The 25264-nt window shown below is 65.0% G+C and carries 24 protein-coding genes; 7 read left to right on the forward strand and 17 right to left on the reverse strand.

All coding sequences use genetic code 11. The features are described 5' to 3' along the window. Positions 1–10: 10 nt before the first annotated feature. Together ABZE94_RS05150 and ABZE94_RS05155 are read right to left on the reverse strand one after the other, a co-directional pair. A complete protein-coding gene (locus ABZE94_RS05150; RefSeq protein WP_372874454.1) occupies positions 11–730 on the reverse strand; it encodes a 3'-5' exonuclease in 720 nt (239 codons plus the stop codon). Next, entirely contained in the window at positions 727–2616 is a 1890-nt protein-coding gene (locus tag ABZE94_RS05155) for a DUF294 nucleotidyltransferase-like domain-containing protein (protein ID WP_372874455.1), read from the reverse strand. Before ABZE94_RS05155 ends, ABZE94_RS05150 begins: the two co-directional genes overlap by 4 nt. Before the next feature lie 308 nt (positions 2617–2924). Between ABZE94_RS05155 and ABZE94_RS05160 the strand changes: the two genes are divergently transcribed. The 3 genes from ABZE94_RS05160 to ABZE94_RS05170 all read left to right on the forward strand — a co-directional run bounded on the left by ABZE94_RS05160 (position 2925) and on the right by ABZE94_RS05170 (position 7054). After that, entirely contained in the window at positions 2925–3440 is a 516-nt protein-coding gene (locus tag ABZE94_RS05160) for a DUF3617 domain-containing protein (RefSeq protein ID WP_372874456.1), read from the forward strand. Between the two features lie 234 nt (positions 3441–3674). Continuing rightward, positions 3675–5765, forward strand: a complete 2091-nt coding sequence (locus ABZE94_RS05165) for a TonB-dependent siderophore receptor (RefSeq protein ID WP_372874457.1) — start codon at positions 3675–3677, stop codon at positions 5763–5765. A 68-nt stretch (positions 5766–5833) separates the two neighbouring features. After that, entirely contained in the window at positions 5834–7054 is a 1221-nt protein-coding gene (locus ABZE94_RS05170; protein ID WP_372874458.1) for a PepSY-associated TM helix domain-containing protein, read from the forward strand. On the opposite strand, the gene cls is transcribed toward ABZE94_RS05170, so the two are convergent. After that, positions 7051–8496, reverse strand: coding sequence for a cardiolipin synthase (gene cls, locus ABZE94_RS05175; RefSeq protein WP_372874459.1), 1446 nt, complete (start codon positions 8494–8496; stop codon positions 7051–7053). The two genes, ABZE94_RS05170 and cls, sit on opposite strands and share 4 nt — an antisense overlap. A gap of 374 nt (positions 8497–8870) precedes the next feature. Here cls and ABZE94_RS05180 point away from each other — a divergent pair, with 374 nt between their 5' ends. Beyond that, the gene (locus tag ABZE94_RS05180; protein ID WP_372874460.1) at positions 8871–10538 is read left to right on the forward strand and encodes a BCCT family transporter; all 1668 of its coding nucleotides are present in this window, start codon (positions 8871–8873) and stop codon (positions 10536–10538) included. 193 nt (positions 10539–10731) lie between these two features. On the opposite strand, the gene ABZE94_RS05185 is transcribed toward ABZE94_RS05180, so the two are convergent. The 13 genes from ABZE94_RS05185 to folE2 all read right to left on the reverse strand — a co-directional run bounded on the left by ABZE94_RS05185 (position 10732) and on the right by folE2 (position 22320). Further along, complete coding sequence (locus tag ABZE94_RS05185; RefSeq protein WP_372874461.1) at positions 10732–11469, reverse strand: 3'-5' exonuclease; 738 nt, start codon at positions 11467–11469, stop codon at positions 10732–10734. Continuing rightward, positions 11466–13370 carry a DUF294 nucleotidyltransferase-like domain-containing protein gene (locus ABZE94_RS05190; protein WP_372874462.1) on the reverse strand — a complete coding sequence of 635 codons (1905 nt, stop codon included), beginning with the start codon at positions 13368–13370 and terminating at the stop codon, positions 11466–11468. The genes ABZE94_RS05185 and ABZE94_RS05190 overlap by 4 nt, the downstream gene beginning before the upstream one ends. Positions 13371–13867: 497 nt before the next feature. Beyond that, the gene (locus ABZE94_RS05195) at positions 13868–14863 is read right to left on the reverse strand and encodes a hypothetical protein (RefSeq protein ID WP_372874463.1); all 996 of its coding nucleotides are present in this window, start codon (positions 14861–14863) and stop codon (positions 13868–13870) included. Then, on the reverse strand, positions 14860–15582 hold the full coding sequence (locus tag ABZE94_RS05200; RefSeq protein WP_372874464.1) for a hypothetical protein: 723 nt from the start codon (positions 15580–15582) through the stop codon (positions 14860–14862). The genes ABZE94_RS05195 and ABZE94_RS05200 overlap by 4 nt, the downstream gene beginning before the upstream one ends. A 356-nt stretch (positions 15583–15938) precedes the next feature. After that, positions 15939–16343 (reverse strand): ribonucleotide reductase subunit alpha, encoded by a 405-nt coding sequence (locus ABZE94_RS05205; RefSeq protein WP_372874465.1) that lies wholly within the window; start codon positions 16341–16343, stop codon positions 15939–15941. 355 nt (positions 16344–16698) lie between these two features. Beyond that, the gene (locus ABZE94_RS05210; protein ID WP_372874466.1) at positions 16699–16935 is read right to left on the reverse strand and encodes a hypothetical protein; all 237 of its coding nucleotides are present in this window, start codon (positions 16933–16935) and stop codon (positions 16699–16701) included. Between the two features lie 31 nt (positions 16936–16966). Continuing rightward, positions 16967–17452, reverse strand: coding sequence for a GNAT family N-acetyltransferase (locus ABZE94_RS05215; protein WP_372874467.1), 486 nt, complete (start codon positions 17450–17452; stop codon positions 16967–16969). Between the two features lie 39 nt (positions 17453–17491). Then, entirely contained in the window at positions 17492–18481 is a 990-nt protein-coding gene (locus tag ABZE94_RS05220; RefSeq protein ID WP_372874468.1) for an NAD-dependent epimerase/dehydratase family protein, read from the reverse strand. Positions 18482–18572: 91 nt separating this feature from the next. Beyond that, a complete protein-coding gene (locus tag ABZE94_RS05225) occupies positions 18573–18932 on the reverse strand; it encodes a MerR family transcriptional regulator (RefSeq protein WP_372874469.1) in 360 nt (119 codons plus the stop codon). An 84-nt stretch (positions 18933–19016) separates the two neighbouring features. Beyond that, a complete protein-coding gene (locus ABZE94_RS05230; RefSeq protein WP_372874470.1) occupies positions 19017–19889 on the reverse strand; it encodes a metal ABC transporter substrate-binding protein in 873 nt (290 codons plus the stop codon). Positions 19890–19899: 10 nt separating this feature from the next. Continuing rightward, on the reverse strand, positions 19900–20754 hold the full coding sequence (locus tag ABZE94_RS05235; protein WP_372874471.1) for a metal ABC transporter permease: 855 nt from the start codon (positions 20752–20754) through the stop codon (positions 19900–19902). Position 20755: 1 nt separating this feature from the next. Further along, positions 20756–21427 carry a metal ABC transporter ATP-binding protein gene (locus ABZE94_RS05240; protein WP_372874472.1) on the reverse strand — a complete coding sequence of 224 codons (672 nt, stop codon included), beginning with the start codon at positions 21425–21427 and terminating at the stop codon, positions 20756–20758. Next, positions 21424–22320 carry a GTP cyclohydrolase FolE2 gene (gene folE2, locus ABZE94_RS05245; protein WP_372874473.1) on the reverse strand — a complete coding sequence of 299 codons (897 nt, stop codon included), beginning with the start codon at positions 22318–22320 and terminating at the stop codon, positions 21424–21426. The genes ABZE94_RS05240 and folE2 overlap by 4 nt, the downstream gene beginning before the upstream one ends. Positions 22321–22396: 76 nt before the next feature. Between folE2 and dksA the strand changes: the two genes are divergently transcribed. Genes dksA through ABZE94_RS05260 form a run of 3 tightly spaced genes read left to right on the forward strand, consistent with a single transcriptional unit; the run spans position 22397 to position 24689 of the window. Then, positions 22397–22822 (forward strand): RNA polymerase-binding protein DksA, encoded by a 426-nt coding sequence (dksA, locus tag ABZE94_RS05250; RefSeq protein ID WP_372874474.1) that lies wholly within the window; start codon positions 22397–22399, stop codon positions 22820–22822. Between the two features lie 14 nt (positions 22823–22836). After that, positions 22837–24045 carry a zinc metallochaperone GTPase ZigA gene (gene zigA / locus ABZE94_RS05255; RefSeq protein WP_372874475.1) on the forward strand — a complete coding sequence of 403 codons (1209 nt, stop codon included), beginning with the start codon at positions 22837–22839 and terminating at the stop codon, positions 24043–24045. Further along, positions 24045–24689, forward strand: a complete 645-nt coding sequence (locus ABZE94_RS05260) for a DUF1826 domain-containing protein (protein ID WP_372874476.1) — start codon at positions 24045–24047, stop codon at positions 24687–24689. The genes zigA and ABZE94_RS05260 overlap by 1 nt, the downstream gene beginning before the upstream one ends. A gap of 93 nt (positions 24690–24782) precedes the next feature. Here ABZE94_RS05260 and ABZE94_RS05265 read toward each other — a convergent pair whose 3' ends face one another. Continuing rightward, positions 24783–25136 carry an NADH:ubiquinone oxidoreductase gene (locus ABZE94_RS05265; RefSeq protein WP_372874477.1) on the reverse strand — a complete coding sequence of 118 codons (354 nt, stop codon included), beginning with the start codon at positions 25134–25136 and terminating at the stop codon, positions 24783–24785. Between the last annotated feature and the right edge of the window lie 128 nt (positions 25137–25264).

Below are 25264 nucleotides of genomic sequence, written 5' to 3' on the forward strand. Positions count from 1 at the left end.
AACCACCCGCTCAACTCCACAGATCGCCTACCGCCGTGCTGGCCGGATAGTGCGTGGCGCTCTGTGCCTGCAGCAGTTCCGCGGTCGCCAGGGCATCGGTCAGGGCATGGTGGGCCTGGTACAGCGGCAGGCCGTAGCGCAGACGGCTGTCGGCCAGGCGGATCGATACTGTCTGCTGGTCGAGCAACTGCCGCAGCCAGCCGGGCCTGCGCTTGCGCGGATGCAGCCGGGCTTCCAGCTGCATGGTGTCGATCACCGGGAATTGCAGTCCTTCACCGAGCAAATGGCGCATGGCCTGGTCGAGAAAACCACGTTCGATCGGGCGGTAGTGCACCACCATGATCTTGCCGGCCATGGCCGTCAGCAGGTGCTCGAGTACAGCGTCCAGGCTCGGTGCGCTTTGGACGTCCGAGTGGGTGATGTGGTGGAAGGTGACCGACTGGCTGCTCAGTTCACCCATCGGCTTGACCACCCAGTAGTTGGCGTCGCGGCAGTGAATGCGGCGCAGGTTGAAGGGCACCAGGCCGAGACTGACGATCGAGTCGCGGCGGCTGTCCAGACCTGTGGTCTCGACATCCAGGGCCAGCAGCGGCACCTGTTCCAGGGGGGTGTCGGCGCTTACCGTGCCGGCCTGGTAGAAGCGCGCCAGGCGCGGGTCGCGGGCGGCCTGCCCCAGCTGGGCGAACAGCGCCGGCCAGTCGGGTGGCGCGTCAGTGCTGTGGCGTCTCATAGCGGCATATTCTGCGATTGCCCCGGGTAGCGGAAGCGCAGAAATTTCTGCGCATTGCTCAGCACCTGGAAGGACGATTTGAGGTTCTGCCGGTCGCTGGCGGAGACCTTTTCCGGTTCGATGTAGTTGTCCGGCTCGCGGCCTTCCTGCAGGTCCATGGCCTGATGGCGGATGCGCACGATGGAGAGGAACTCCAGGGCGTAGCGCAGCTGGGTGATGGCCTCCTCGGTGAGCAGCTTGGTGGCGGCAATGGCATCCAGGCGTTCCAGCGAATTCTGTGCCTTGGATCCGGCCGCCAGGGCATGCACCCTTATCAGGTCGGTCAGCGGTGCAGTGCCGCGGCCCTTGAGGTTGATGATGTTGTTCTGCTGACCGTCCTTCTCCATCACGAAGGTGCGGAAGAAGCCCAGCGGCGGGGTGCGGTTGAGCGCGTTGCGCGCCAGGCTGGCGAGAAACAGCGGGCTCTGGCTGGCCTTGTGCGCCACCAGTTCCTTGAGGTTCTCGACCAGCTCGGCCTCGCCGTAGATGCTGTCCAGGTCGAAGAAGATGCAACTGTTGAGCAGGGTTTCCGGATTGGGCCGCTCGATCCACTCGGTGAAGTAGCCCCGCCAGACCCGTAGCGGCTGGCGCCACTGGGGGTTGCTGGCCATGATCCCGCCCTTGCAATAGGTGAAGCCGCAGGCCGCCAGGCCGTCGCTGACGAACTCGGCGAGTTGCAGAAAGTAGTCATCGTGGACCCGCGGATCGAAGCGGTTGTCGAGCACCAGGGCGTTGTCCTGGTCGGTGACGATCAGTTGCTCGTCGCGCGCCATCGAGCCCAGGACCATGAAGCAGTAGGGCACCGGCGGCGGCCCGAGCTTTTCCTCGGCCAGCTCCAGCAGGCGCTGGGTCAGGCTGCGGCCGATGCCGGACATGGCGCTGCCGATCATGTGCGCGGTGGCCTGCTCGTTGACCAGGCGCAGGAAGGTGGCGCGCAGGTCCGGCACCAGGGCCTGCAACTCCGTCACCGACTGCCGGTTGAAGATGCTGTTGACCAGATACAGACTGCTCTGCGATTCGTATTTGATGATGTCGGACAGGCTGATCAAGCCGATCGGCCGCTGGCGGTGCACCACCGGCAGGTGGTGGATGTTGTGCCGCAACATGCACAGCATGGCCTCGAACACCGAGTCGTCGGCCTGGATGGTGATCGGGTTGGGCGACATTATCTGCTCGACCGGGGTGTCCAGGGCCAGGCCCTCGGCCAGCACCCGGGTGCGCAGGTCACGATCGGTGGTGATCCCAGCCATCGCCTGGCCGTGGCCGGCGGCGCCTGGTGGCGGGCCGAGGATCACCAGAGAAGATACGCCGTGCTCGGTCATCACCCGCGCCGCATCCAGTACCGAGGTGCCCAGCGGCACGCTGACGGTGCGCCGGGTGACCAGCTTGCGCACCTCGATCTTCATCAGTTCGCTGGCATTGCCCTGGGATTCTTCCACCGACTTCAGCCGCGACTGACCTTCGGCCTCGACGAAGTCGGCGAAGGCTTCATGGGCCTCGCACAACTGCTCGAACAGCTGGCCGGGGATGAAATAGATCAGGCTGTCCTCGATCGCCCGTGCCGGCAGGCGGACTTTCTTGCCGCGCAGCAAGCCGAATTGGCCGAACACTTCGCCTTCGGCCAGGCGGTTGTACAGCTCGCCGTTGCGCCGGTAGATCTCCACCGCGCCGCTGCGGATGTAGTGCAGGTCCTGGATAGGCGCGCCGTAGAGGAGGATGTCGCTGCCGGCCTTGAAGTAGCCGACCTCGACCTGTTGGGCGATCTGGTCGAGGACGTCGTTCGGCAGTCCGTCGAAAGGGGCGAAGCGACTCAGGTGGTCGCGTATTTCGATCAGCTCGACTTGCATGCTGGGGGTCCTGGCGGGCGCGTACGGCAAGCATTGAAGCATACGCCCGGCAGTGCGGGCAGCCGCGGCGCGCGGGGCGCGGCTGCACTGGTCGTTGTCAGGCAGCTGGGTGTCGGTTGCAGGCAGAGATCGCGATCGGCCTGGGCTGGCCGGGGCCCCGGCGCGTCTGGACGCATACCTGCAGATCCATCGCGAAAACGTGACCCCGTAGGGTGCGCTGTGCGCACCGGGGGTTCATCAAACGCCGGCCTGGGTCGCTAACTCAACCTACGCTTGCAGGGTCGATAGCGAACCTATGGAGTCTTGCCATGCGCGTCTCAGTATTGAAAAGCCTGTCCCTGGGCCTGTGCCTATTGCCCGCGCTGGCCACTGCGCAGGATATCCAGCCCGGACTGTGGGAAGTCAGCTCGACCACTGTGCGGGTCGACGGCCAGACGCTGCCGGACATGCAGCACATGCTCGAGCAGCTGAAGAAACTGCCGCCCGAGCAGCGCCAGATGATGGAGCAGATGCTGGCCAAGCAGGGCGTACAACTGGGCGACCAGGGCGTACGTATCTGCATGAGCGAGGCGCAGACCAAGGCCCAGGAGATTCCCCTGCAAGACCCCAACTCAGGTTGCAGCCATGAAATCACCGAGCGCAGCGCCGAGCTGTGGAGGTTTCGCTTCAGTTGCCCGGACGGAGAGGGCGAGGGCGAAACGCGCTTTCTCAGCGACAAGGAATTCACCTCCCTGGTGAAGGGCACCTACGGCGGCCAGAGCAGCAGCGTGCAGAGCCATGCGCGTTGGGTTTCGACCGATTGCGGCGGCTTGCAGCCGCGCTGATCTGCGGGCTCCTATCTGCCTCGCTGTCACGCAGGTTATCGATAACTACTATCAAACGATAATAAAGCTCAATTGCGTTGACGCGGACGACAAACTGTTGCGAAAATTCAATAGATAATCATTAGCATTTGCATCTCTGCGATTAGTCGCCGGGCATGCACGTGCTGATTAGCACCCTCCTGCAAGCAAGGACGATCCTGCAGGGCATTCGATATTTCGCATTGGGAGAGTCCCGTGTCGTCCAGAAAGACCCGCTTGGCCGTGGCCGTCGCCGCCGCTTGTAGTTTCAACCATGCCCTGGCCGCCGCCGGCGAGTCCCTGCAACTCGAGGCGCAGACCATAGTCGGCAGCAGCGACGATGCCCAGCCCGACAGCTACAAGGCCGCGCCCAGCAGCGCGGCGACCAAGCTGGAACTGAGCCCACGGCAGACCCCGCAGTCGATCTCCACCATCAGCGGCGCGCAACTGCGGGACTTCAAGCTGAGCAGTGTCAACGACGCGCTCAAGTACACCACCGGGATTCAGGTCCAGGAAGTCGAGACCGACCGCACCTACTACAGCGCCCGCGGCTTCGACATCACCAACTTCCAGTACGACGGCATCGGCGTTCCCTTCGTCTACGGCAACGTCGAGGGCGACCTGGATACCGCGATTTTCGAGCGGGTCGAGGTGATCCGCGGCGCCAACGGCCTGATGTCCGGCACCGGTAACCCCTCGGCGACCATCAACTTCGTGCGCAAGCGGCCGACCCTGGCGCCCCAGGCGCGCATCGACCTGACCGCCGGCTCCTGGGACAGGCGGCGCATCGACGTCGACGTTTCCGGCGCCCTGACCGACTCCGGCAACGTGCGTGGCCGCATGGTCTACGCCAACGAAAACAAGAACTCCTACCTGGATCGCTATTCGCGCGAGAAGAACATCTTCCACGGGGCGATCGAGGTGGATCTGGCTGACAGCACTCTGTTCACCCTCGGCCATACCCTGCAGAAGAGCGACGCCAATAGCCCGCTGTGGGGCGCACTGCCGCTCAACTTCAGCGACGGCTCGGCCACCGACTACTCGCGCTCCACCAGCACCTCGGCCGACTGGGCCTACTGGGACGTCCAGGAAAACCGCAGCTTCGCCGAGCTGGCGCACAGCTTTGCCAATGGCTGGCAGGCCAAGGCAGTGCTCACCCATGTCGAGAAGAAGGCCGACAGTTCGCTGTTCTACGTCTACGGCAGCCCGGACCGCGACACCGGCCTGGGCCTGTTCAGCTACCCATCCGAATACCAGGACACCAACAAGCAGCTGATCGCCGACCTCTACGCCAGCGGCCCCTTTGCCCTGGCCGGGCGCGAGCACGAACTGGTGGTGGGCGGCAGCTGGTCGAAATCCGAGCTGGAAGATATCTCCTGGTACGACTCCTCGACCGGTAGCGCCTTGCCGCCGCTGGAACAGTGGACCGGCAATATCGGCAAGCCGCTGAACGATGCCGGCAACAATGGCAGCGACTTCACCGACCGTATGCAGAGCGTCTACGGGGTCGCGCGCTGGAGCCTGAGCGATAGTCTGAGCCTGATCACCGGCGCGCGGGTGGTCGATGTCGACAGCGACGGCAGCAATTACGGCGAGAGCAAATCCACCTCGTATAACAACGAAGTGGTGCCTTATGCCGGGGTGATTTATGACCTCAACGAGCAGTACTCGGTCTATGCCAGCTACACCGAAATCTTCGACCCACAGACCAAGCAGGACCGCAGCGGTAATCGCCTGGCTCCGGTCGAAGGGGTCAACTACGAAGCCGGGATCAAGGCCGAACTGCTCGACGACAAGGTCAACCTGAGCCTGGCGGTATTCCGCACCGAGCAGGATAACGTCGCCTCAGTGGCCGGGATGAGCGGGGGTACCACCTTCTATAAAGGCGAGGAGGGCATCACCAGCGAAGGCTATGAAGTGGAAGTCTCCGGCGAACTGCTGCAAGGCTTGCAGGCCACTGCCGGTTACACCTTCGTCGATATCCGCGATGCCGAAGACAAGCACGCCGTCACCTACTCGCCGAAACATATGCTGCGCGCCTCCACCACCTATCGCATCCCGGGGCTGGAGCAGCTCAAGGTCGGCGCCAGCATGAGCTGGCAGGACGAGACGCGTAACGGCAACGCCGAGCAGGACGCCTACGGCCTGGTCAACCTGATGGCCAGCTACGAGATCGACCGCAACTGGACGGTGTCGGCCAATCTCAACAACCTCACCGACGAGAAGTACCTGACCAGCCTGTACTGGAGCCAGGCCTATTACGGTGCGCCGCGCAACGCCAGCATGACAGTCAGCTGGAACTACTAGCAAACCGGCGCCTGTCGCGGCTCGCAAGGCTGCGGCAGGCATGGCCGCCTACCCCGACGAGAAAGCCCATGCGTTCCGCCTTTGTTGTTCTGCACCGTTGGTTCGGCCTGTTTATCGCGCTGTTCCTGTTCGTCTCCGGCCTGACCGGGGCGGTGATCTCCTGGGATCACGAGGTCGACGAATGGCTCAATCCGCAGCTGTTCGAATCGCAAAGCGTCGGGCCGCGGCAGTCGCCCGAGGCGTTGGCCGCCCAGCTGGAAGCCCGCGACCCGCGGCTGCAGGTCGGCTTTATGCCGCTGTATACCGAGCCGGGTCACGCCTTCGGCGTCAGCGTCAATCCGCGCGTCGACCCGGCCACCGGCAAGGCCTACGAGTTGGATTTCAACCAGCTGGCCCTCGACCCGGTGACCGGCGAGGAGCAGGGCCGACGCATGTGGGGCGCGCTGTCGCTGAGCCGCGAGAACCTGATGCCGTTCCTCTACAAGCTGCACTACAGCCTGCATATCCCCGACGGTTTCGGCATCGAGCTGGGCATTCTGCTGTTCGGCATAGTCGCCATCGTCTGGAGCCTGGATGCCTTCCTCGCCCTGTGGCTGTCGTTTCCCAGTTGGCGGGTGTGGCGCAAGTCGTTCGCCTTTCGCTGGCGGCAGGGCGGCTACAAGCTCAACTTCGACCTGCACCGTTCCGGCGGCGTGTGGATCTGGGGCGTGCTGCTGATCCTGGCGGTGACCTCGGTGTCGATGAACCTCAACGTGCAGGTGACTCGCCCCCTGGTCGAGCTGTTCTCGCCGCTGACCCCGAGTCCCTTCGCCAGCCGCACCCCGGTCAGCCTCGATGAGCAGCCTGTACCGGCTATCAGCCGGGCCGAAGCGTTGCAGCTGGCGCAAGTCGAGGCCAGTCGCCTGGGCCTGGAGAAACCCGCCGGCGGGGTGTTCTATTCGCCGGAGTTCGATGTCTACGGCGTGGGTTTCTACACCGCGCAGAACGACCACGGCGATGGCGGCCTGGGCAATCCCTGGCTGTACCTGGACGGTCAGAGCGGCGCCATCGCAGGCAGCTTGATACCGGGCAGCGGCAGCGCCGGGGATATCTTCATGCAGGCGCAGTTCCCGCTGCATTCCGGGCGCATCCTCGGCCTGCCGGGGCGCATTCTGGTGTCGCTGCTGGGGCTGGCGGTGGCCATGCTGTCGGTCACCGGCGTGGTGATCTGGCTGAGGAAGCGCCGTTCGCGGGTCCACAGCGTGCAGCGCAGCCGGCTGACGCTGGCCGAGGTGCCTGGTAGCTGTTAGAGGATCGGCGAGATCAGCCGTGCCACGCGCATGGCCAGTTGTTGCAGGCGATGCACATTCTTGTAGTCGCCGGCGAACAGTTCGCGCGATTGCTCGAAGTCCCGCTCGAGCATCTGCGCGACCTCGTCGGCGAAGCGCCGATCCAGGGTCAGCAGGGTGATCTCGAAATTCAGGCGGAACGAGCGATTGTCCAGGTTGGCGCTGCCGACGCTGGCGACTTCCCGATCGATCAGCATGACTTTCTGGTGCAGGAAGCCCGGCTGGTAGCGGAACATCCTGACCCCGGCGCGCAAGGCCTCGAAGGCATACAGGCTGGACGCGGCATAGACCACCCGGTGGTCCGGCCGTGCCGGCAACAGGATGCGCACATCGACGCCGCGCAGCACGGCCAGGCGCAAGGCGGCGAACAGTGCCTCGTCGGGGATGAAGTAGGGGCTGGTGATCCATACCCGCTCGCGGGCGCTGTTGATCGCCTCGACGAACAGCAGCACGCAGGTTTCCTGCGGGTCGGCCGGGCCGCTGGCGATCAGCTGGCAGAGCATGCCGTCGCCCGGGTAGGCCTCGGGCAGCAACAGCGGCGGCAATTGGCGAGTGGCCCAGAACCAGTCTTCGGCGAAGGACTCCTGCAGGCAGGCGACCACCGGCCCGCGCACTTCAACATGGGTGTCGCGCCAGGGCGAAAGCGACGGCTTGTGGCCGAGGTATTCGTCGCCGATGTTGAGCCCGCCGAGAAAGCCGCATTCGCCATCGACCACCACAATCTTGCGGTGGTTGCGAAAGTTCAGCTGGAAGCGGCTGAGCAGCCCGCCGCCGGTGGTGAAGGCGTGGACCTGGATGCCGCCGTTGCGCATTTTCTCGCTGAAATGCCGCGGCAGGGCGTGGCTGCCGATGCCGTCATAGAGCACGAAAACCTGCACGCCGGCGGCCGCGCGCTCCAGCAGCAGGTCTTGCAGGCGCTGGCCGAGCCGGTCGTCGCGGACGATGAAGAACTGCAGCAGGATCACCCGGCGCGCGCTGGCCAGGGCGCTGAAGAGCGCGGCGAAGGCCGCCTCGCCATCGATCAGCAGCCGCACCTGATTGTTCGCCAGGCAGGGCATCCGGCCCAGCCGGGACAGGGCGCGCAGTTGCTGGTAGATCGGCGAGGCGCTGGCACTCAGGGCTTCGTCGACCCAGGGCCGCCAGTTCAGCGCGGCCATGGCCTGGTGCATCTGCTTGTCGGCGTGGCGCCGGGCCTTGATATAGGCATCGAAGCGGCTGCGGCCGAACACCAGGTAAGGCAGCAGGGTCAGGTAGGGCATGAAGAACAGCGACATGGCCCAGGCCAGGGCACCCTGGGCGGTGCGTACGGTCAGCACGGCATGCACGGCCGCGAGCATGCCGAGGGCGTGGATCGCGGCGATCAGGTAGGCGAACAGATTGGGGATCGCGAAGTCCAGGGGCATGCCGGTTCCTGTGCGTTGATGCCGGGTGGGTGCCGAATCCATTACCCCTGCAGTGTGGCACCAACAGGCCAATATGCGCCAAGTTCGCAGAGGTTGTGAAAACCCCCTCGCCTACCGCGACCGCTTCTGCGAAAGCTCGCAAGCGTCCGCTGCGGCGTGGCGCTACGTACGCTCTTGCTACGGTTAACAAGTCTCAACTCGGCGGATGGCGGCAGTTGCCCTGCGAATGACGGCCCGTGGCCGGCAAATATGGGTTTTGCCTGTTAGGCTTACGCGTTAACCGAACGTTTTTTCGGTCGCGATGAGTGGGAAGTCGGGCGAAACCGTCCTTCTTGTGCTTGCCAGCGAGTTAAATGCCTCAAGGAGAACTCCACATGGAAAAACCCCCTTTGCATGACACGACGCCACAGCCAGAAGTGGAAATACCGGGTGGCATTCCGGCCCCGAGCGGGGCGGCCAACCTGATCGATACCGACTATGTGGTCGGCCAGGACAACATCAAGGGCAGGTTCCTGTTCAACCTGGATATCCACGGCAAGGTGTTCAGTATATCCGCGCTGACCATTCTGCTGTTCGTGGTCTTGACCCTGGCCCTGCAGACTGAGGTCGAACCGATCTTCAGCGCCATTCGCAACTGGCTGACCAGCAACCTGGCCTGGTTCTTTATCGGCGCGGCCAACATCTTCGTGCTGCTGTGCCTGGGCCTGATCGTTTCGCCACTGGGCAGGGTGCGCCTGGGCGGCAAGGAGGCGACGCCGGACCACAGCTACGCAAGCTGGTTTTCCATGCTGTTCGCCGCTGGCATGGGCATCGGCCTGATGTTCTACGGCGTAGGCGAGCCGATGTCGCATCTGGGCTCGGCCATGGGCGGGATCAGCGTCGGCGAAGATGGCCTGCGTACCGACTGGGCGCCGCTGGGCGCGGCCGCCGGTAATGCGCAGGAGGCCGCGAGCCTGGCGATGGCGGCCACCATCTTCCACTGGGGTCTGCATCCCTGGGCGATCTACGCCATCGTGGCGCTGGCACTGGCGCTGTTCTCCTTCAACAAGGGCCTGCCGCTGAGCATCCGCTCGATCTTCTACCCGCTGCTCGGCGAGCGGGTGTGGGGCTGGCCTGGGCATTTGATCGACATCCTCGCGGTGTTCGCCACCCTGTTCGGCCTGGCCACCTCGCTGGGCCTGGGCGCCGAGCAGGCGGCTGCCGGCCTCGACCATCTGTTCGGCATAGCCGCCACCGACGTCAGCAAGGTGCTGCTGATTACCGGCATTACCGCAATCGCCCTGCTCTCGGTGCTGGCCGGTCTGGACAAGGGGGTCAAGCGCCTGTCGGAAATCAACATGGTGCTGGCCATCCTGTTGCTCGGCTTCATCATCCTGGTCGGGCCGACGCTGGCGATCATCACCGGCTTCTTCAGCAACCTGGGTAGCTACCTGGCCTATCTGCCCGAGCTGTCCAACCCGGTCGGTCGCGAAGACGCCAATTTCAGCCAGGGCTGGACCGCCTTCTACTGGGCCTGGTGGATCAGCTGGTCGCCCTTCGTCGGCATGTTCATCGCCCGGGTCAGCCGTGGTCGCACGGTGCGCGAATTCCTGATCGCCGTCCTGCTGGTGCCGTCAGTGGTGTCGGTATTGTGGATGACCGCTTTCGGTGGCACCGCCATCGGCCAACTGCTCGGCGACGGCTTCACCGGGGTGCAGGATGCGGCGCTGGAGCTGAAGTTGTTCGCCATGCTCGGCCAGCTGCCGTTGAGCGAGATCAGCTCCTTTATCGGCATCGTGCTGGTGATCGTGTTCTTCGTCACCTCGTCGGACTCCGGTTCGCTGGTGATCGACACCATTACCGCGGGCGGCAAGGTCAATGCGCCGGTGCCCCAACGGGCCTTCTGGGCCATCATGGAAGGCGCGGTGGCCATCGCCCTGCTGCTCGGCGGCGGCCTGGTGGCCCTGCAGGCCATGGCGGTATCCACCGGTCTGCCGTTCACCATAGTGTTGCTGGTGGGCTGCGTGTCGATCGTCAAAGGCTTGATGAGCGAGCCGCGCTGATCGCTGCTGCTGGGTAATGCCAAAACGCGCCTTCGGGCGCGTTTTTTGTGGGCGGTGCGGAAAAATCTTGTGGGAGGGGCTTTAGCCGCGAGCTCTTAGCCAGAGGGTCAAAAGCGTCGCGGCTAAAGCCCCTCCCACAGCTAAAGCGGAGCGCCGCCCAGCCCCTCCCACAGAGTGATGCGCAACCACCCGCTCAGCTCCACAGCGCGCCGACCGGCGTGGTCGGCGAGTAGTGGCTGGCGATCTGCGCCTGCAGCAGCTCCGCGGTGGCCAGGGCATCGGTCAGGGCGTGGTGCGCCTGGTACAGCGGCAGGCCATAGCGCAGACGGCTGTCGGCCAGGCGGATGGAGGTCGGCTGGCGGCCGAACAGGCGGTCGAGCCAGCCCGGCTGGCGCTGACGGCGGTGCAGGCGGGCCTCCAGCTCCATGGTGTCGATCACCGGGAAGTGCAGCGCCTCGCCCAGATGCTGACGCACCGCCTGGTCGAGAAAGCCGCGCTCGAGCGTGCGGTAATGCACCACCATCACCTTGCCGGCCATGGCCGTCAGCAGTTCACCGAGAACGGTCGTCAGCCTGGGGGCGTCGCGGATGTCGCTGTGGGTGATGTGATGGAAGGTGACCGACTCGCTGCTCAGCTCGGAAACCGGCTTGACCACCCAGTACTGCGCCTGGCCGCAGCGGATGCGCGCCAGGCTGAAGGGCACCAGGCCGAGGCTGACGATCGAGTGGCGGTTGCAATCCAGGCCGGTGGTTTCCACATCCAGCGCCACCAGCGGCACCTGCTCCAGCGGGGTGTCGACGGCTACCGCGCCGGCCTGGTAGAAGGCGGCCAGGCGCGGATCCTTGGCCGTTTGCGCGAGCTGGGCGAAGAGGTTCTGCCAATCCGTCGGCGCGGCGCAGGCTTTTTTACCCCGGGCGCTGGGCCGCTTCACGAGGAGCCGCCCGCCGGGTAGCGGAAGCGCAGGAATTTCTGCGCGTTGCTGAGCACCTGGAAGGCTTCCTTGAGGTTGTAGCGCTCGCTGGCGGAGACCTTTTCCGGCTCGATGTAGTTGTCCGGCTCGCGGCCGGCCTCGAGGTCCATGGCCTGATGACGGATGCGCACGATGGAGAGGAACTCCAGGGCGTAGCGCAGTTTGCTGATGGCCTCCGGGGGCATCAGCTTGGTGGCGGCGATGGCGTCCAGCCGCTCGTTGGAGTTCTGCGCCTTGGAGCCGCAGGCCAGGGCATGCACGCGGATCAGGTCGGTGAGCGGCGCGGTGCCGCGGCCCTTGAGGTTGATGATGTTGTTCTGTTGGCCGTCCTTTTCCATCACGAAGGTGCGGAAGAAGCCCAGCGGCGGCGTGCGGTTGAGGGCATTGCGCGCCAGGCTGGCGAGAAACAGCGGGTTCTGGCTGGCCTTCTCCGCGAGCAGGTCCTTGAGGCTTTCGACCAGCTCGGTTTCGCCATGGACGCTGTCGAGGTCGAAGAAGATGCAGCTGTTGAGCAGGGTCTGTGGGTTGGGGCGCTCGATCCACTGGGTAAAGTAATCCTTCCACACCCGCAACGGCTGACGCCACTGGGGATTGGTGGCCATGATCCCGCCCTTGCAGTAGCTGTAGCCGCAGGCCGCCAGGCCGTCGCTGACGAAGGTCGCCAGCCTGAGGAAATACTCGTCGTGGACCCGCGGGTCGAAGCTGTTGTCGAGGACCAGGGCATTGTCCTGGTCGGTGACGATCAATTGCTCGTCGCGGGCCATCGAGCCCAGCGCCATGAAGCAGTAGGGCACCGGCGGCGGGCCGAACTGCTGCTCGGCCAGCTCCAGCAGGCGCTGGGTCAGGCTGCGACCGATGCCCGACATGGCGCTGCCGATCATGTGGGCAGTGGCCTGCTCGTTGACCATGCGCACGAAGGTGGCGCGCAGGTCGGGCAGCAACGCCTTGAGCTCGGCCACCGTTTGCTTGTTGAAGATGCTGTTGACCAGGTACAGGCTGCTCTGCGATTCGTACTTGATGATGTCTGCCAGGTTGATCACCCCCACCGGCCGCCGTCGGTGCACCACGGGCAGGTGATGGATGTTGTGCCGGAGCATGCACAGCATGGCCTCGAACACCGAGGCATCGGCCGGCAGGGTGATCGGGTCGGGCGACATCACCTGGCTGACCGGGGCGTCCGCGGCCAGGCCTTCGGCTACCACCCGGGTGCGCAGGTCGCGGTCGGTGAGGATGCCGGCCATCAGTTGGCTGGGCTGCTCGGTCGCCGCGCCGTCGGGGGCGGAACCCTCGGCCTGTGGATCGACGATCACTAGGGAGGACACGCCCTGCTCGGTCATCACCCGCGCGGCCTGTTGCACCGAGGTGTCCAGGGGCACGCTGACCGCTTGCCGGGAGATCAGCCGGCGCACCTTGATCTTCATCAGCTCGCTGGCCTTGCCCTGGCTCTCCACCGCCGACTTCAGGCGTGACTGGCCCTCGGCCTCGACGAAGTCGGCGAAGAAGTCATGGGTCTCGCAGAGCTGGTCGAACAGGTGGCCGGGAATGAAATAGATCAGGCTGTCTTCGATGGCCCGGGCCGGCAGCCGCACCTTGTGCCCGCGCAGCAGGCCGAACTGGCCGAAGATATCGCCCTCGGTCAGGCGGTTGTAGAGGGCGCCGGTGCGGCGGTAGATCTCCACCGCGCCGCTGCGCACATAGTGCAGGTCGTGGATCTCCGCGCCGAAGCTGAGGATCTCGCTACCGGCCTTGAAGTAGGCGACTTCCACCTGGCGGGCGATCTCGTCGAGGGTGTCTTCGGGCAGCCCATCGAAGGGCGGGAAGCGTTGCAGGTGGTCGCGGATTTCGATCAACTCGATCTGCATGCGGGCCTCTTGAGGGGGGGCGGTCGATCGGCGAGCGAGCCGGTGCCGATCCAGGCGCGCATCGATGCGCGGCGCTGAACATGACGACCGTCTGCTCGCACGATTTGGGGCGGATGCTCGGCATTGGTTCAACGATAACGCGTTCTGCGCCGGGCTTGCCGATTGTTTTGCCGATGTCCCGCCGATGTGTGGCGCCCGATTGCAGCCTGTAGGCGCGTCGGGCGGCGTTGCGCTTTAGCCGTTCCTACGGTTTCTCGCGAGGCCTGCGACAGCAGATTTGCCCGCCTGGCGAGCGCGCGGTTTTCCGCATCCGGCGACGAACCCTGTAGGGCGGGTGCAACTCGCGGGGTGGGCAATGCGGGATAGACAATGCGGGTTTCACCCGCCCTACGGGTGCCCACAAGCGCGTAGGGTGGGCTTCAGCCCACCAAGATTGCGGCGTTTTCATGCCACCGGCTACATCGCCATTGGTTTGCCGCGGTGCGTTGCGCGCGGGCTCAGCTGTGCTCGAGCGTCAGGTAGACCGCCGTCTGGTTGAGCAACTGGTAGGCGACTTCGCCGAAGGTGATGGGGCCGGTGAGTCGCGCCGTCTGGCGTCCCTGCAACTGCGAATAGAGGTAATTGAGGATGCAGTTGCAGCCGAACAGGATGGGGCCGCCGTCGCTGGGCATGGCCTGCAGGAAGCGCTCGCTGTAGTCCTCGACCGCGTCGGCGAACCGGTAGTTGACCCCGGCGAACACCGGCGCATAGAAGGACACCAGGCCCGGCTCGCGATCCAGCGACTGGATGCTGACATTGATCATGGCGCCGCAGTAGTCGGCCACCAGCGGCAGGCGGGTGTCGATGCCGCGCGCGCGGATCAGCTCGAGCAAGCTGCCGCGTACGCCATCGATTAGGCAGTCGCGGGCGGCAAAGCCGGTCTCGGCGAAGCTCAGCGTCGGTCCCGCGCCGGGCTTGAACAGGTTCACCGCATGCACCAGTGCCGTCTGTTCGGGCGGCAGGGGGATGTGCAGGACGATGGCCTGGTCGGCGTAACAGCGACCGCTGCGACCGTCGATCACCTGGGCCTGGGCGCTGCCCAGCTGATCCAGGTGCACGCCCGCCACCCAGCCGGCAATCGGCTTGATGTACATGTCCGGGTAGTTGGGGGCCTCGCGGGCATAGTCCTCGAGCACGGCACTGGCGGCCGGCAGAATGACGATGCTGAAGCCATTTTCCGGGGCGTCTTCGAGCATGTGCGGCAGCCGCTCGCGGTCATAGCAGACGATCTCGCCGGCCTGCTGGCCGAACGGCTGGACGAACACCCGGTCGAGTCGACAGGTGCCACCCTCGCTCGCCATGAAGTAGGGGGTGGTGCCGCCGATCCAGTTACCCTTGGGCAGCGCCGCCAGGCAGTCGAGGTGGCCGGCGATGGCCAGGGTTTCGCCGCGCTCGATCAAGGCGCCGGCCTGGCGCAGATCCAGCAGTGCGCTTGTCGCTGTGCCGTCGTTCATGGCTGGTCGCCCTCCGTGGCCTGCTGCCGGTCGTCGTTCAGCTGGGCGATCTCGTGCTGCAGATGCTTTTCGTGCTTGATGAAGAAGCGCCGCAGTTCATTGATCCTGAGGATCTGCATATCCGGGTCATGCGCCCTGGCAAACTCCTGGCGGGCGCGGGCCAGCAGCAGTTTCAGGCTCAACAGGCGGATCTCGAACGGGCAATCCGGCGCCAGCAGGCGCAGCCATATGCCGTCGTCGCTGGCGGGAATCGTACTGCCGGTATGCCCCGTCGAATCGTCCAGTTGCAGGCGCGCCCGCAGGTCGGTATCCGCCGTGACCAGTTGGCCGGACTCGATCGCGTGCTTGATCTGCCAGGCCAGGTGCATGTCGATATCCAGCAGGGCGCAAACCTGACGATAGCGCAGGCCATCCTGCAGGCACTGGATCACCCGCCGGGCCAGGCCATGGGTGAAGTCGCTGGCACTTTTACCGAGGAAGGCTTGCGGCGCCTGATCGTCCTGCTCCGGTAGGCTGGCATGGATATAGGTCTTGTAGGCGCCGATACTGGTATGCCGCCAGCGTGAGCGGGGCTGTTCGCCGAGGTAGCGGCCGAACCAGGTCTTGCCGGTGCTCAGGTAGGCATGCACCTCGCGGCTGTGGGTATCGACACGAACCCGGCTGACCTCCCAGGGCTCGTTCACTTCCAGCAGCCAGCGGCACAATTCTGCGTCTTTCACCCGGAACTCCCTGTTGTGATCTACCAGTCCAGGGACCTTCACATGGGGGCGCGCAGCGAGCCAGGAGACCTTGGCATTAAGTCGTTGCTACTTGCGCAGCGGGTCGCTCGTTCGACAGGCGCGGGAAAAGGGGGGCGTTGGCGCCGGCGCGCGCAGCAGATACCGGCTGCCAGCGTTGCCCCGGCCTCGAGATCCGCGGCCAGTAGCAAGGCGAACGTCTGACTCGATCGGCCTGCCAGTGTGCGGCCGCAGAATTATCGTTTCGATGACCCCGGCACGCAGGGTGCGCTGTGCGCACCAGGAACCCGGTTGTCAGTGGTGTGCACGGCCCCGCGCGCCCTGCACAGGCCAGCCTCCTAGTAGAAACTGACCGCATGCCCCTCGCGGTCGAAGGCGATGAAGTTGCCGATGCTGCCGGCTTCGATGGCCCCGACCATCATCTTCAATGGTTGCTCGGCCTCATCGCTGCTCGGCACCATGCCTGCGCGTCCGGCCAGGCCGGCGGCGAACACCAGGTCCCAGGCCACCCCGGTGCGGCTGGACTCGGCCAGCAGCCCGGCAAAATCCACCAGTTCGTCCGGCAGCTTGTCGACGCACAGCACAGGTCTGAGCGAACCGCCCTGGTTTTCGGCGTGGCGCTGGCGTTCCTCTTCGGTTGCATCTTCCGGCAGCTCGGCGCAAACGAACACCAACAGCAAGCGTTGCGGTTCCGGCTGGGCCTTGGAAGCGGCCAGCAGGTCGGCGAATTCGGTAATATCCATGACAGTCCATCCGTACGGCAAAAGTGAGCGATGCGATAGCAGCCTGTCGGACTTTGGCGTCCGTAGCGAGAAAGTCTGGGATTGAGCGGATTTTTCCAGTCAAACGAGGCGAATAGCCGCTCTATTTAACGAGTTTGACTGGGAAAAGCCGCCAATATCCAGGCTTTCGCAGTAGGACAGTCCCAAGTCCGACAGGCTGCTATCCCACACTGCCATGGGTCGTCGGCCTTTGACCATATCTCTTAAGGCATAGAGGGCGCGTCGCACAGTTCTCTACCCGCGGGCGACCGAGGCTGATTCAGCCAGCGCGGGCGGTGTCCGACGTGCAGGTGAGCACAGCTTCTGCGACGGACGCTCAGGGTTCGCTGCTTTCCCGCAGCTTGGCCAGCAGGGCTTCGCTTCTGATCAGTTGTTCTTCTTCGCTGAGGTGCGGGTTTTCCAGCACGATGTCGATTTGCTCGAGCAGTTCGCCTTGCCGGCGGACACGCTGATCCAGCTGCCTGAGGCGGCGGGTACTGCGCCAAGTCCAGTAGGCCAGCGCCGCGACTGCCAGCAGTAGCAGTGCAAGTCCTGTCCAGATCAGATAAGTCATGGCTACTCCGGGCTGGCTGTCGCTCAGTCATTCAGGGGCGCAGTGGCTTGCGCATGGCAAAGCGCTGCAAGGTAACAGCGCCGCGCGCCACCGTCTGTGCCTGTTCCACAGAAAAGCCCTGGCGCGCAAAGAATGGCCGCGCCGTCAGGCTGGCCTCGGTAAAGGCCGCCGTTGCCCCCGCGGCTTTCATGCGCGTTTGCGCGGCTGCATACAGCGCCGTGGCTACGCCTTGGCGGGCATGCTGCGGGGCGGTGAACAGCAGGTCGATATGGCCATCGCAGGTAAAGCCGATAAAACCGGCGAGTTGCCGGCTATCCTCGGCGATTAACAGCTCCAGGCCCGCCAGGCGAGTCTGCCAGGCGGACATGTCCGCGTGCGCGGGTGCCCAGGCCTGGCGCTGCGTCTGGGCATAGTCAGCGGCGCCGAGCTGATGCACCGCGGCGCTGAACAGCTCGACTAACGCCTGCAGATCCTGGGCGTGGTAAGCGCGCAGGGTGAAGGCCGGATGGTTGGGCATGGGTTGTAAGGTTCGGTTGATGAGGGGGCGCTCACAGCCTCAGGCAGATTGGCGCCGTTGTAAATACGCGAAGGTTTCCCGCAAGGCCGCAAAGGGGGATTTGGGCTGGTAAGCCAATTGTGCACAGGCTTTACGGATGTCGTATTCCTGTTTGACGCCATAGAAGGTGCGCACCTGGCTGCGGGTCAGGTTCGCTGGTGTGCCGGTCAGCCTGGCAAGCAGTTCGGCGCCCCAGGCAATGCTCAGCAGTAACCATTGTGGCGCGTGCGGTGGCAGCTTGTAGCCAGGAGCAACGGCATTGGCGGCCGCCACTATGTCGCTGAATGAGGAGCTGTGCTGGTTCGCCAGGATATAGCGCTGCCCGGTTTCGCCCCGGTTGGCGGCCGAGATGCAGCCCAGCGCGACGTCGCGCACATCAACGAAATTGAAATGAAAGTTGGGGTCCATGGGCACGGATTTTTTGTAGATGCGCTCGATAAAAGCCATGGTGTCGGTCAGGCGATAGGCGTTGGGGCCGATCATCGCGGCAGGCAGCACCGCCACCATCCACAGACCATGGGCTTTGGCGATCTCCCAGGCCAGTTGCTCGGAGAGGATCTTGGAACGGTAGTAGGGGTTGCTCAGGTCCTGGTTCCAGTTGCCTTCGTGCAAGGCGTGGCCGTTGTGGCCGATGGCGGCGACTGAGCTGACGTAGACCACGCGCTTGACGCCGGCCTGCACCGCAGCCTCGAGTACGCTACGGGTACCTTCGACATTGGCCCTGACGATGTCTGTTTCTGGATCCGGCGACCAGTGCTTGAACACCGCGGCCACCTGATAGAGCACCTCGACGCCCTCCATTGCCTTGAGCAGTGCGGCCTTGTCCTCAAGCTCGGCGTATACCAACTCGCAATCCAGCCCGACGAATGGCTGGGTATTGTTCGGGTCGCGCACCCCGGCGCGCACCCGCTGGCCTTGCGCCAACAGTGCCCGCAGCAGATTGTTGCCCAGATGGCCATTGGCCCCGGTTACCAAACATAAAGTGGCCATTGCGATCTCCCTGTACGGCGTCGGCTGTTTTGTCGGGAGACAGGCTAAACCTTGCCCCTGGGGGCAGGGTCAAGCTTTCGCTGGTTGAACCTTAATGGGGTGCGAATAGACGATTGATGTCCTGCTTGAGCTGCAGCAGTTGCTGGTCGAGGCGTTGCAAGGCCTGGATTTCGGCCTGGAGTTGCACGCGTTTTTGCTCGATGCCGAGGGTGGCCGTCTCGAGGGGGAAGCGCTGGCTACGCAGTTTTTCTGTAATCAGCGGGAGTATCTCTGTCAGTTTGAAGCCCACGGCCTGGGCTTGGCGGATCATGCGTACCAGCGTCACGTGGTGCTGGTCGTAGCAGCGGTAGCTGCCTTGGCGCAGTGGCGCGGGAAGCAGGCCTATTTTTTCGTAATGGCGGATCGCCTTGGGCGTGCAGGCGGTGAGTTTGGCCAGTTGTCCGATGAGCATCAGGTAAGTCCTGCACGACGAGAAGGCTGGCAGGTTACCCGGCAGGCGAGGGCAGGTAAATCGGCGACTGGCGCCGCCTGTGACTCACGGCTTGAGCGCGGCCAGCAGGGTGTCGAGATTGTGCCTGAACATGCCCAGGTAGCTGCTGGCCGGGCCTGCGCTGGCCAGGGCATCGGAGTAGAGGGTGCCGCCGACCTTGGCGCCGCCTTCCGCGGCGATCTGCTGGATCAGCCGTGGGTCGCGGATGTTTTCGACGAACACCGCGCGCACGCCGTCGGCGCGAATCTGCCGGATCAGCGCAGCCACTTCGGCGGCCGAAGGCTCGTCCTCGGTGCTTAGCCCCTGGGGCGCGATGAAATTCAGGCCATAGGCCTGGCCCAGATAAGCGAAGGCGTCGTGGCTGGTGATGATGCTGCGCTGGGCCGGTGGCAACTGGCCCAGGCCGGCGCGGGCTTCGCCGAGCAGGGCGCGGATCTGGCTGAGGTAAGCCTCGCTGCGGCTGGCGTAATGCGCTGCATTGGCCGGATCGGCCTGGCTCAGCGCCTTGGCGATGTTCTGCACATAGATCTCGGCATTGGCCAGGTTCTGCCAGGCATGCGGATCGGGGACCTTGTCGCCGTCTTCATCGAGCATCAGCGGCAGCACCCCGGTGCTGGCGTCGAGCCGGGTGCCGGGGGCCTCGCTGCTGGCGATCAGGCGCTGCAGCCAGGGCTCGAAGCCCAGGCCGTTGGCGATGATCAGGTCGGCATCGAGCACGGCCTTGGCGTCTTCGGCACTGGGTTGGTAGACATGGGCGTCGGCATCGGCACCGACCAGATTACGCAGTTCGAGCTTATCTCCGGCTATCTGTCGGGTAATGTCGGCCAAAATGCTGAAGCTGGTAACGACTTTGAGTTTCTCGGCCGCGTTCAGGGGCAGCGACGCGAACAGGACGAACAGGGCGATCAATACACGCATGGAGCGTTCCTCAGGGTGAAGGTAAGGGCTGGGCGCGCAGCAGGCCGTTGAACGGGCCGAACAGCACGGAAAGGGCATAGGCCAGGCCGGCCAGCAACACGATGCAGGGACCGCTGGGCAGGTTGGCGTAGTAGGACAGCAGCAGGCCGAGCCAGACGCAGGTCGCGCCGGTGAGTGCGGCGAGCAGCAACAGGCGGGGCAGGTGGCCGCTCCAGAAGCGCGCGGCGGCGGCCGGTAGCATCATCAGGCCGACCACCATCAGTGCGCCTATGGCCTGGAAGCCGATCACCAGGTTGAGCACCACCAGGGTCAGGAACAGGCCGTAGGCCAGCGGGCCGAAGCGGCTGACGCTGGCGAGAAACAGCGGGTCGAGGCTGTCCAGCAGCAGCCAGCGGTAGATCAGCGCCAGGCCCGCCAGGCTGCCGAGCGAGACCAGCAGCATGCCGTTGAGCGTGCTCTGATCGACGGCCAATACCGAGCCGAACAGCAGGTGCAGCAGGTCGAGCTGGCGCCCGGCCAGGCCCAGCAACAGTACCCCGCTGGCCAGGGAAATCGGGTAGATGGCCGCCAGGCTGGCGTCTTCGCGCAGGCCGGTGTGGCGGGTGACCCAGGCGGCCAGACCTGCCATGCCCAGGCCGGCGACCAGACCGCCGAGCGTCAGGGCCGGCAGGCTCAGGCCGAACAGCCAGAAGCCGATGGCGGCGCCGGGCAGGATGCCGTGGGCGATGGCGTCGCCGATCAGGCTCAGGCGGCGCAGGATCAGAAACACCCCCAGCGGCGCGGCGCTCAGCGCCAGCACCAGGCCGCCGAGCAGGGCGCGGCGCATAAAGGCGAATTCGACGAAGGGTGCCCACAGCAGTTCCATCCTAGGCCACCTGTTCCAAGGGTGGGCGCTGGCCGATCAGCTGGCGGATCGGCGCGAAGCGGCAACCGCTGCGCGACACCTGCAGGGCGTTGTCCAGGCGCCGGCCAAGGCTGCCGAGGTCATGGCTGACCAGCAGCTGGGTGCGGCCCTCGGCCTGCCAGCGCTGGATATGCTGCCAGAGCAGGGCCTGGCCGTGATCGTCCAGCGCCGCCTCGGGCTCATCCAGCAGCAACACCCGGGCGTCGGTCAGGCTCAGGCGTGCCAGCAGCGCGCGCTGCAGCTCGCCGCCGGACAGCGCCTGCAGCGGTTGTCGCTGCAGGTCGAGCAGACCCCAGTCGCTCAGCACCTGTTGCAGACGCGCCTGGCGTTGCCGGCGGTTCAGTGGGCTGCGCCAGAAGCCGGCGCTGACCAGGCTCTGCAGGCTGATCGGGAATTGCCGGTCGAGGGCCTGCTGTTGCACCAGATAGGCCACGCCGCCGAGACGCGGCACGCCCAGTTCGAGGCGTCCATGCAGCGGCCGTTGCAGGCCGGCGATCACCTTGAGCAGGCTGCTCTTGCCGCAACCGTTACTGCCGATCAGCCCGGTCAGGCTGCCGCTGGGCAGTTGCAGATCCAGCGGCGGGGTCAGCGGCTGGCCGCTCGGCCCCCATTGCAGGTGCTGGCAGCGGATCATGCCGGGCTCCAGTTCCAGCTGCTGGCGGCCACGGCATCGTGGGCGTGCAGGCTTTCCGCGTGAACCACGCGCAGGTTGAAGGCGCTCAGCCCGGGCTGCAGCAACAGGGTGCTGTGCAGGCGCCGCGCGGCGTCTTCGCAGAACATCAGGTTCTGCCCGTTGACCAGGGCAAAGGCCTGCTCGTCGGCGCGCTTGACCGCGGTCTGCACCGAGGTGCCGAGGGCCTGCTCGGCGCGGTCGATCAGCTCGATCAAAGGCAGTTCGTCGGCCTGCGGGCTCAGGCGCACCTGCAGGGTGGCGGTGCTGCGCTGGCTATGCGGCGTGGCCAGAATGCCCTGGGTCGAGCCGAGCCAGCTCAGCAGTTGCTGATGGTCGAGCGGCTGATTGGCGAAGTCTTCGATGAAGCGCTGCTGGATCAGTTGGCGGGCCAGGGCGGCGGAGCAGGGGCAGGTCGAGGAATAGTCGACCTGAACCTGCAGTTCCACGTGGAACCCCCATGAATCCTGGCGTGCACGCACTTCGAAGGGGTAAGCCTTCCAGCCTGATAGCGGGCTGACCAGGGCCGGTCGGCTGAGCAAGGCCTCGCCGCGCAGGCTGATATGGGCCTGTTGCGACAGGCCTTTATGGCTGTCGAGAAACTCGCCCAGCAGTTGCCACAACAGCAGCGGGCTGAGGTTGTCGGTCTCCAGGACCTGCAGGGCCAGGTACAGGCGCGACATATGAATGCCGCGCGCGCCGCCGTCGTCCAGGCTGACCCCGGCATCGGCACGAGCGTTGATCCGTTGCCCGGCAAACAGCAGCGGCAGGGCGATTTCGCCCATGCCGACCCAGTCCAGGGGTTGTTGGTAGTGAGTCGCTTGGGCGGCGATATCCGGCAGAGTCAGGGCGGTCATCAGAAATCCAGGGTGTGACTGAGGCGATAAATGTTATGTTATAACAATTAAAGCGCCACGCCAGTGAATTCGAACCATGACCTTGACCCTGCTTACCGAAGCCGAGCTGCTCGCCCAGCCGGCCGATGACTATATGAGCGACGCCCAGCAGCAATTCTTCCGCACCTTGTTGCTGAACCAGCGCGGCGAACTGCAGGCGCGCATTGCCGAGGCGTTGGAGACCCTGCGCGAGCGCGAAACCAGCAGCGACCCGGCCGATATCGGCAGCGCCGAAGAACAGCGGCAGTGGCAGCTGCGCCAGCTCGAGCGGGAAAGGAAACTGCTCGACAAGCTCGACCAAGCCCTGGCTCACCTGGCTCGTGGCGAATACGGCTGGTGCCGGGAAACCGGTGAGGCCATCGGTCTCAGGCGCCTGCTGCTGCGGCCCACCGCCAGCCTGTGTATCGAAGCCAAGGAACGCCAGGAACAGCGGGAAAAACACCTGCGCGACCGTGATCAATGATGGAGACCCCTGCGATGACTGAACGACTACCCGTGACCGTGCTATCGGGCTTTCTCGGTGCCGGCAAGAGCACCCTGCTCAACTACATCCTGAAGAACCGCGAGGGCCTCAAGGTCGCGGTGATCGTCAACGACATGAGCGAGATCAATATCGATGGCAGCGAGGTCCAGCGCGATGTCAGCCTCAACCGCGCCGAAGAAAAACTCATCGAGATGAGCAATGGCTGCATCTGCTGCACCCTGCGCGAGGACCTGCTGGAAGAGGTCGGCCGCCTGGCTCGGGACGGTCGCTTCGACTACCTGCTGATCGAATCCACCGGTATTTCCGAGCCACTGCCGGTGGCGGAAACCTTCACCTTCCGTGACGAACAGGGCCAGAGCCTGGCCGATCTGGCGCGCCTGGACACCCTGGTCACGGTGGTCGATGGGGTCAACTTCCTGCGTGATTTCCACGAGGCCGAGAGCCTGGCCAGCCGTGGCGAGACCCTCGGCGAAGAGGACGAGCGCTCGATCACCGACCTGCTGATCGAGCAGGTGGAGTTCGCCGACGTGCTGCTGGTGAGCAAGATCGATCTGATCGGCAGCCATGAGCGCGAGGAGCTGATCGCCATCCTGCGCGGCCTCAACACCCACGCCGAGATCCTGCCCATGGCCATGGGCGCGGTGCCCCTGAACAAGATCCTCGATACCGGGCGCTTCGACTTCGAGCGTGCGGCCCAGGCACCGGGTTGGCTCAAGGAGCTGCGCGGCGAGCACGTCCCCGAGACCGAGGAGTATGGCATCGCCTCCAGCGCCTACCGGGCGCGGCGGCCGTTGCATCCCGAGCGCTTCTTCACCTTCATCAACCGCGAATGGAGCAATGGCCGCCTGCTGCGCTCCAAGGGCTTCTTCTGGCTGGCCAGCAAGTACCAGGAAGCCGGCAGCTGGTCCCAGGCCGGCGGCCTGATGCGTCATGGTTTTGCCGGGCGCTGGTGGCGTTTCGTGCCGAAAAGCCAGTGGCCGAGCGATGACGAAGGCCTGCAGGCGATCATGAAGCACTGGCGCGCCGAGGTCGGCGACTGCCGCCAGGAGCTGGTGTTTATCGGCCAGAACATCGACTTCGCCCGGCTGGCCGCCGAGCTGGATGCCTGCCTGTTGGATGACGCGGAAATGGCCCTGGGCGTGGATGCCTGGCGAGCGCTGCCCGATCCGTTCGGCCCCTGGGTCGAGGAGGAGGCGGCCTGATGCTTGCGCCAACAATGCGGCAGCCGTTGCAGCAGGTCGCCGGCGAGCAGATCGAGGTGCTCGGCGAGGTGCTGCGTGATGAGGTCAACCTGGCCCTCTGGCAACGTCGCTTGCCGCCAGCGATCGATGCGTTCGCCGCGACGTTACTGGCCCGGGGCGAGCCGCTGGCAGAGTCCAGGGTGCTGGAATTGGCGCACTCGGAGAGCCCGGTGGATCTTGGCGACCTGCTCCAGGGCTATGGCGAATTGCCCGGCCATGCGGCCTTTATCGCCGATGTGGCCTGGCTGGTCGCTGCCTTCGCCTGCCTGCTCGACGCCAAGCGCATCGGCCTGCGCCTGCGCGTGCTGGATAAGGCCATGTGTCCGCGCTTTCACGTCGACCATGTGCCGCTGCGCCTGATCACCAGCTATGCCGGGCTCGGCAGCCAGTGGCTGCGCGAGGGCGTGATGGCGCGGCGTCGCCTCGGCGACCCGGCTGCCGAGCCCGTGGACGAGGCCCGGATCGAAGGCGCCGCAGCCGGCCATGTGCTGCTGGCCAAGGGCGAGAAATGGGTCGGTAACGAGGGCGGCGGGCTGATTCACCGCTCGCCGCAACCGCCACCAGGCGCGCGGCGCTTGTTGCTGACCCTGGATTGGCTGGCGTGATGCAGGGGGTACTACCGGAGCAAGGTGCGACTTGCGTGCCGGCGGGCAGTCGAGTTGCTATCGGTGCGCATGGCGCACCCTACCTGGGTGGGGCTAGCGCGCCATCCACACGCCTCGGCTCTGCCGTTCGCAGAACGGCTTGAGGTAGGCGGCGTCGCTGGCCACGCCGTAGTAATGAATGTCCTGCTGGTAGGGCATGCCGCCGACCCGGGCGTTGCGGCAGACGCCGTAGGCGCCGAGCGGACATTGCTCGACGAAGGCGACCTCGACCTTCTGTCCCTTCAGCTGCGGTTGGCAGAAGCCGCTGCGAAACAGGTTTGGCGGAATGCTGCGATTCTGCTGGCAGACCTTGACGTCCAGGCGCTCGGCCTGACTGTGGATCACGCAGGCCTCGCCCCAGGCCAGGGAGGACAGGGCGCAGAGCGCCAGGACCATCAAGCCACGCATGGATTCACCCCCTAGATAAATGTGTCAGCGACTCTAGCATGAGACCTTTATCCGGTCTGCGTGGAGCAACCGTGGGATCTAGCGGGAGTTAACCCGTGGGAGCGGGCTTGTCCGCGAAAGCGATCGCG

The organism is Pseudomonas sp. (assembly GCF_041601375.1).
Classification (GTDB): Bacteria; Pseudomonadota; Gammaproteobacteria; order Pseudomonadales; family Pseudomonadaceae; genus Aquipseudomonas.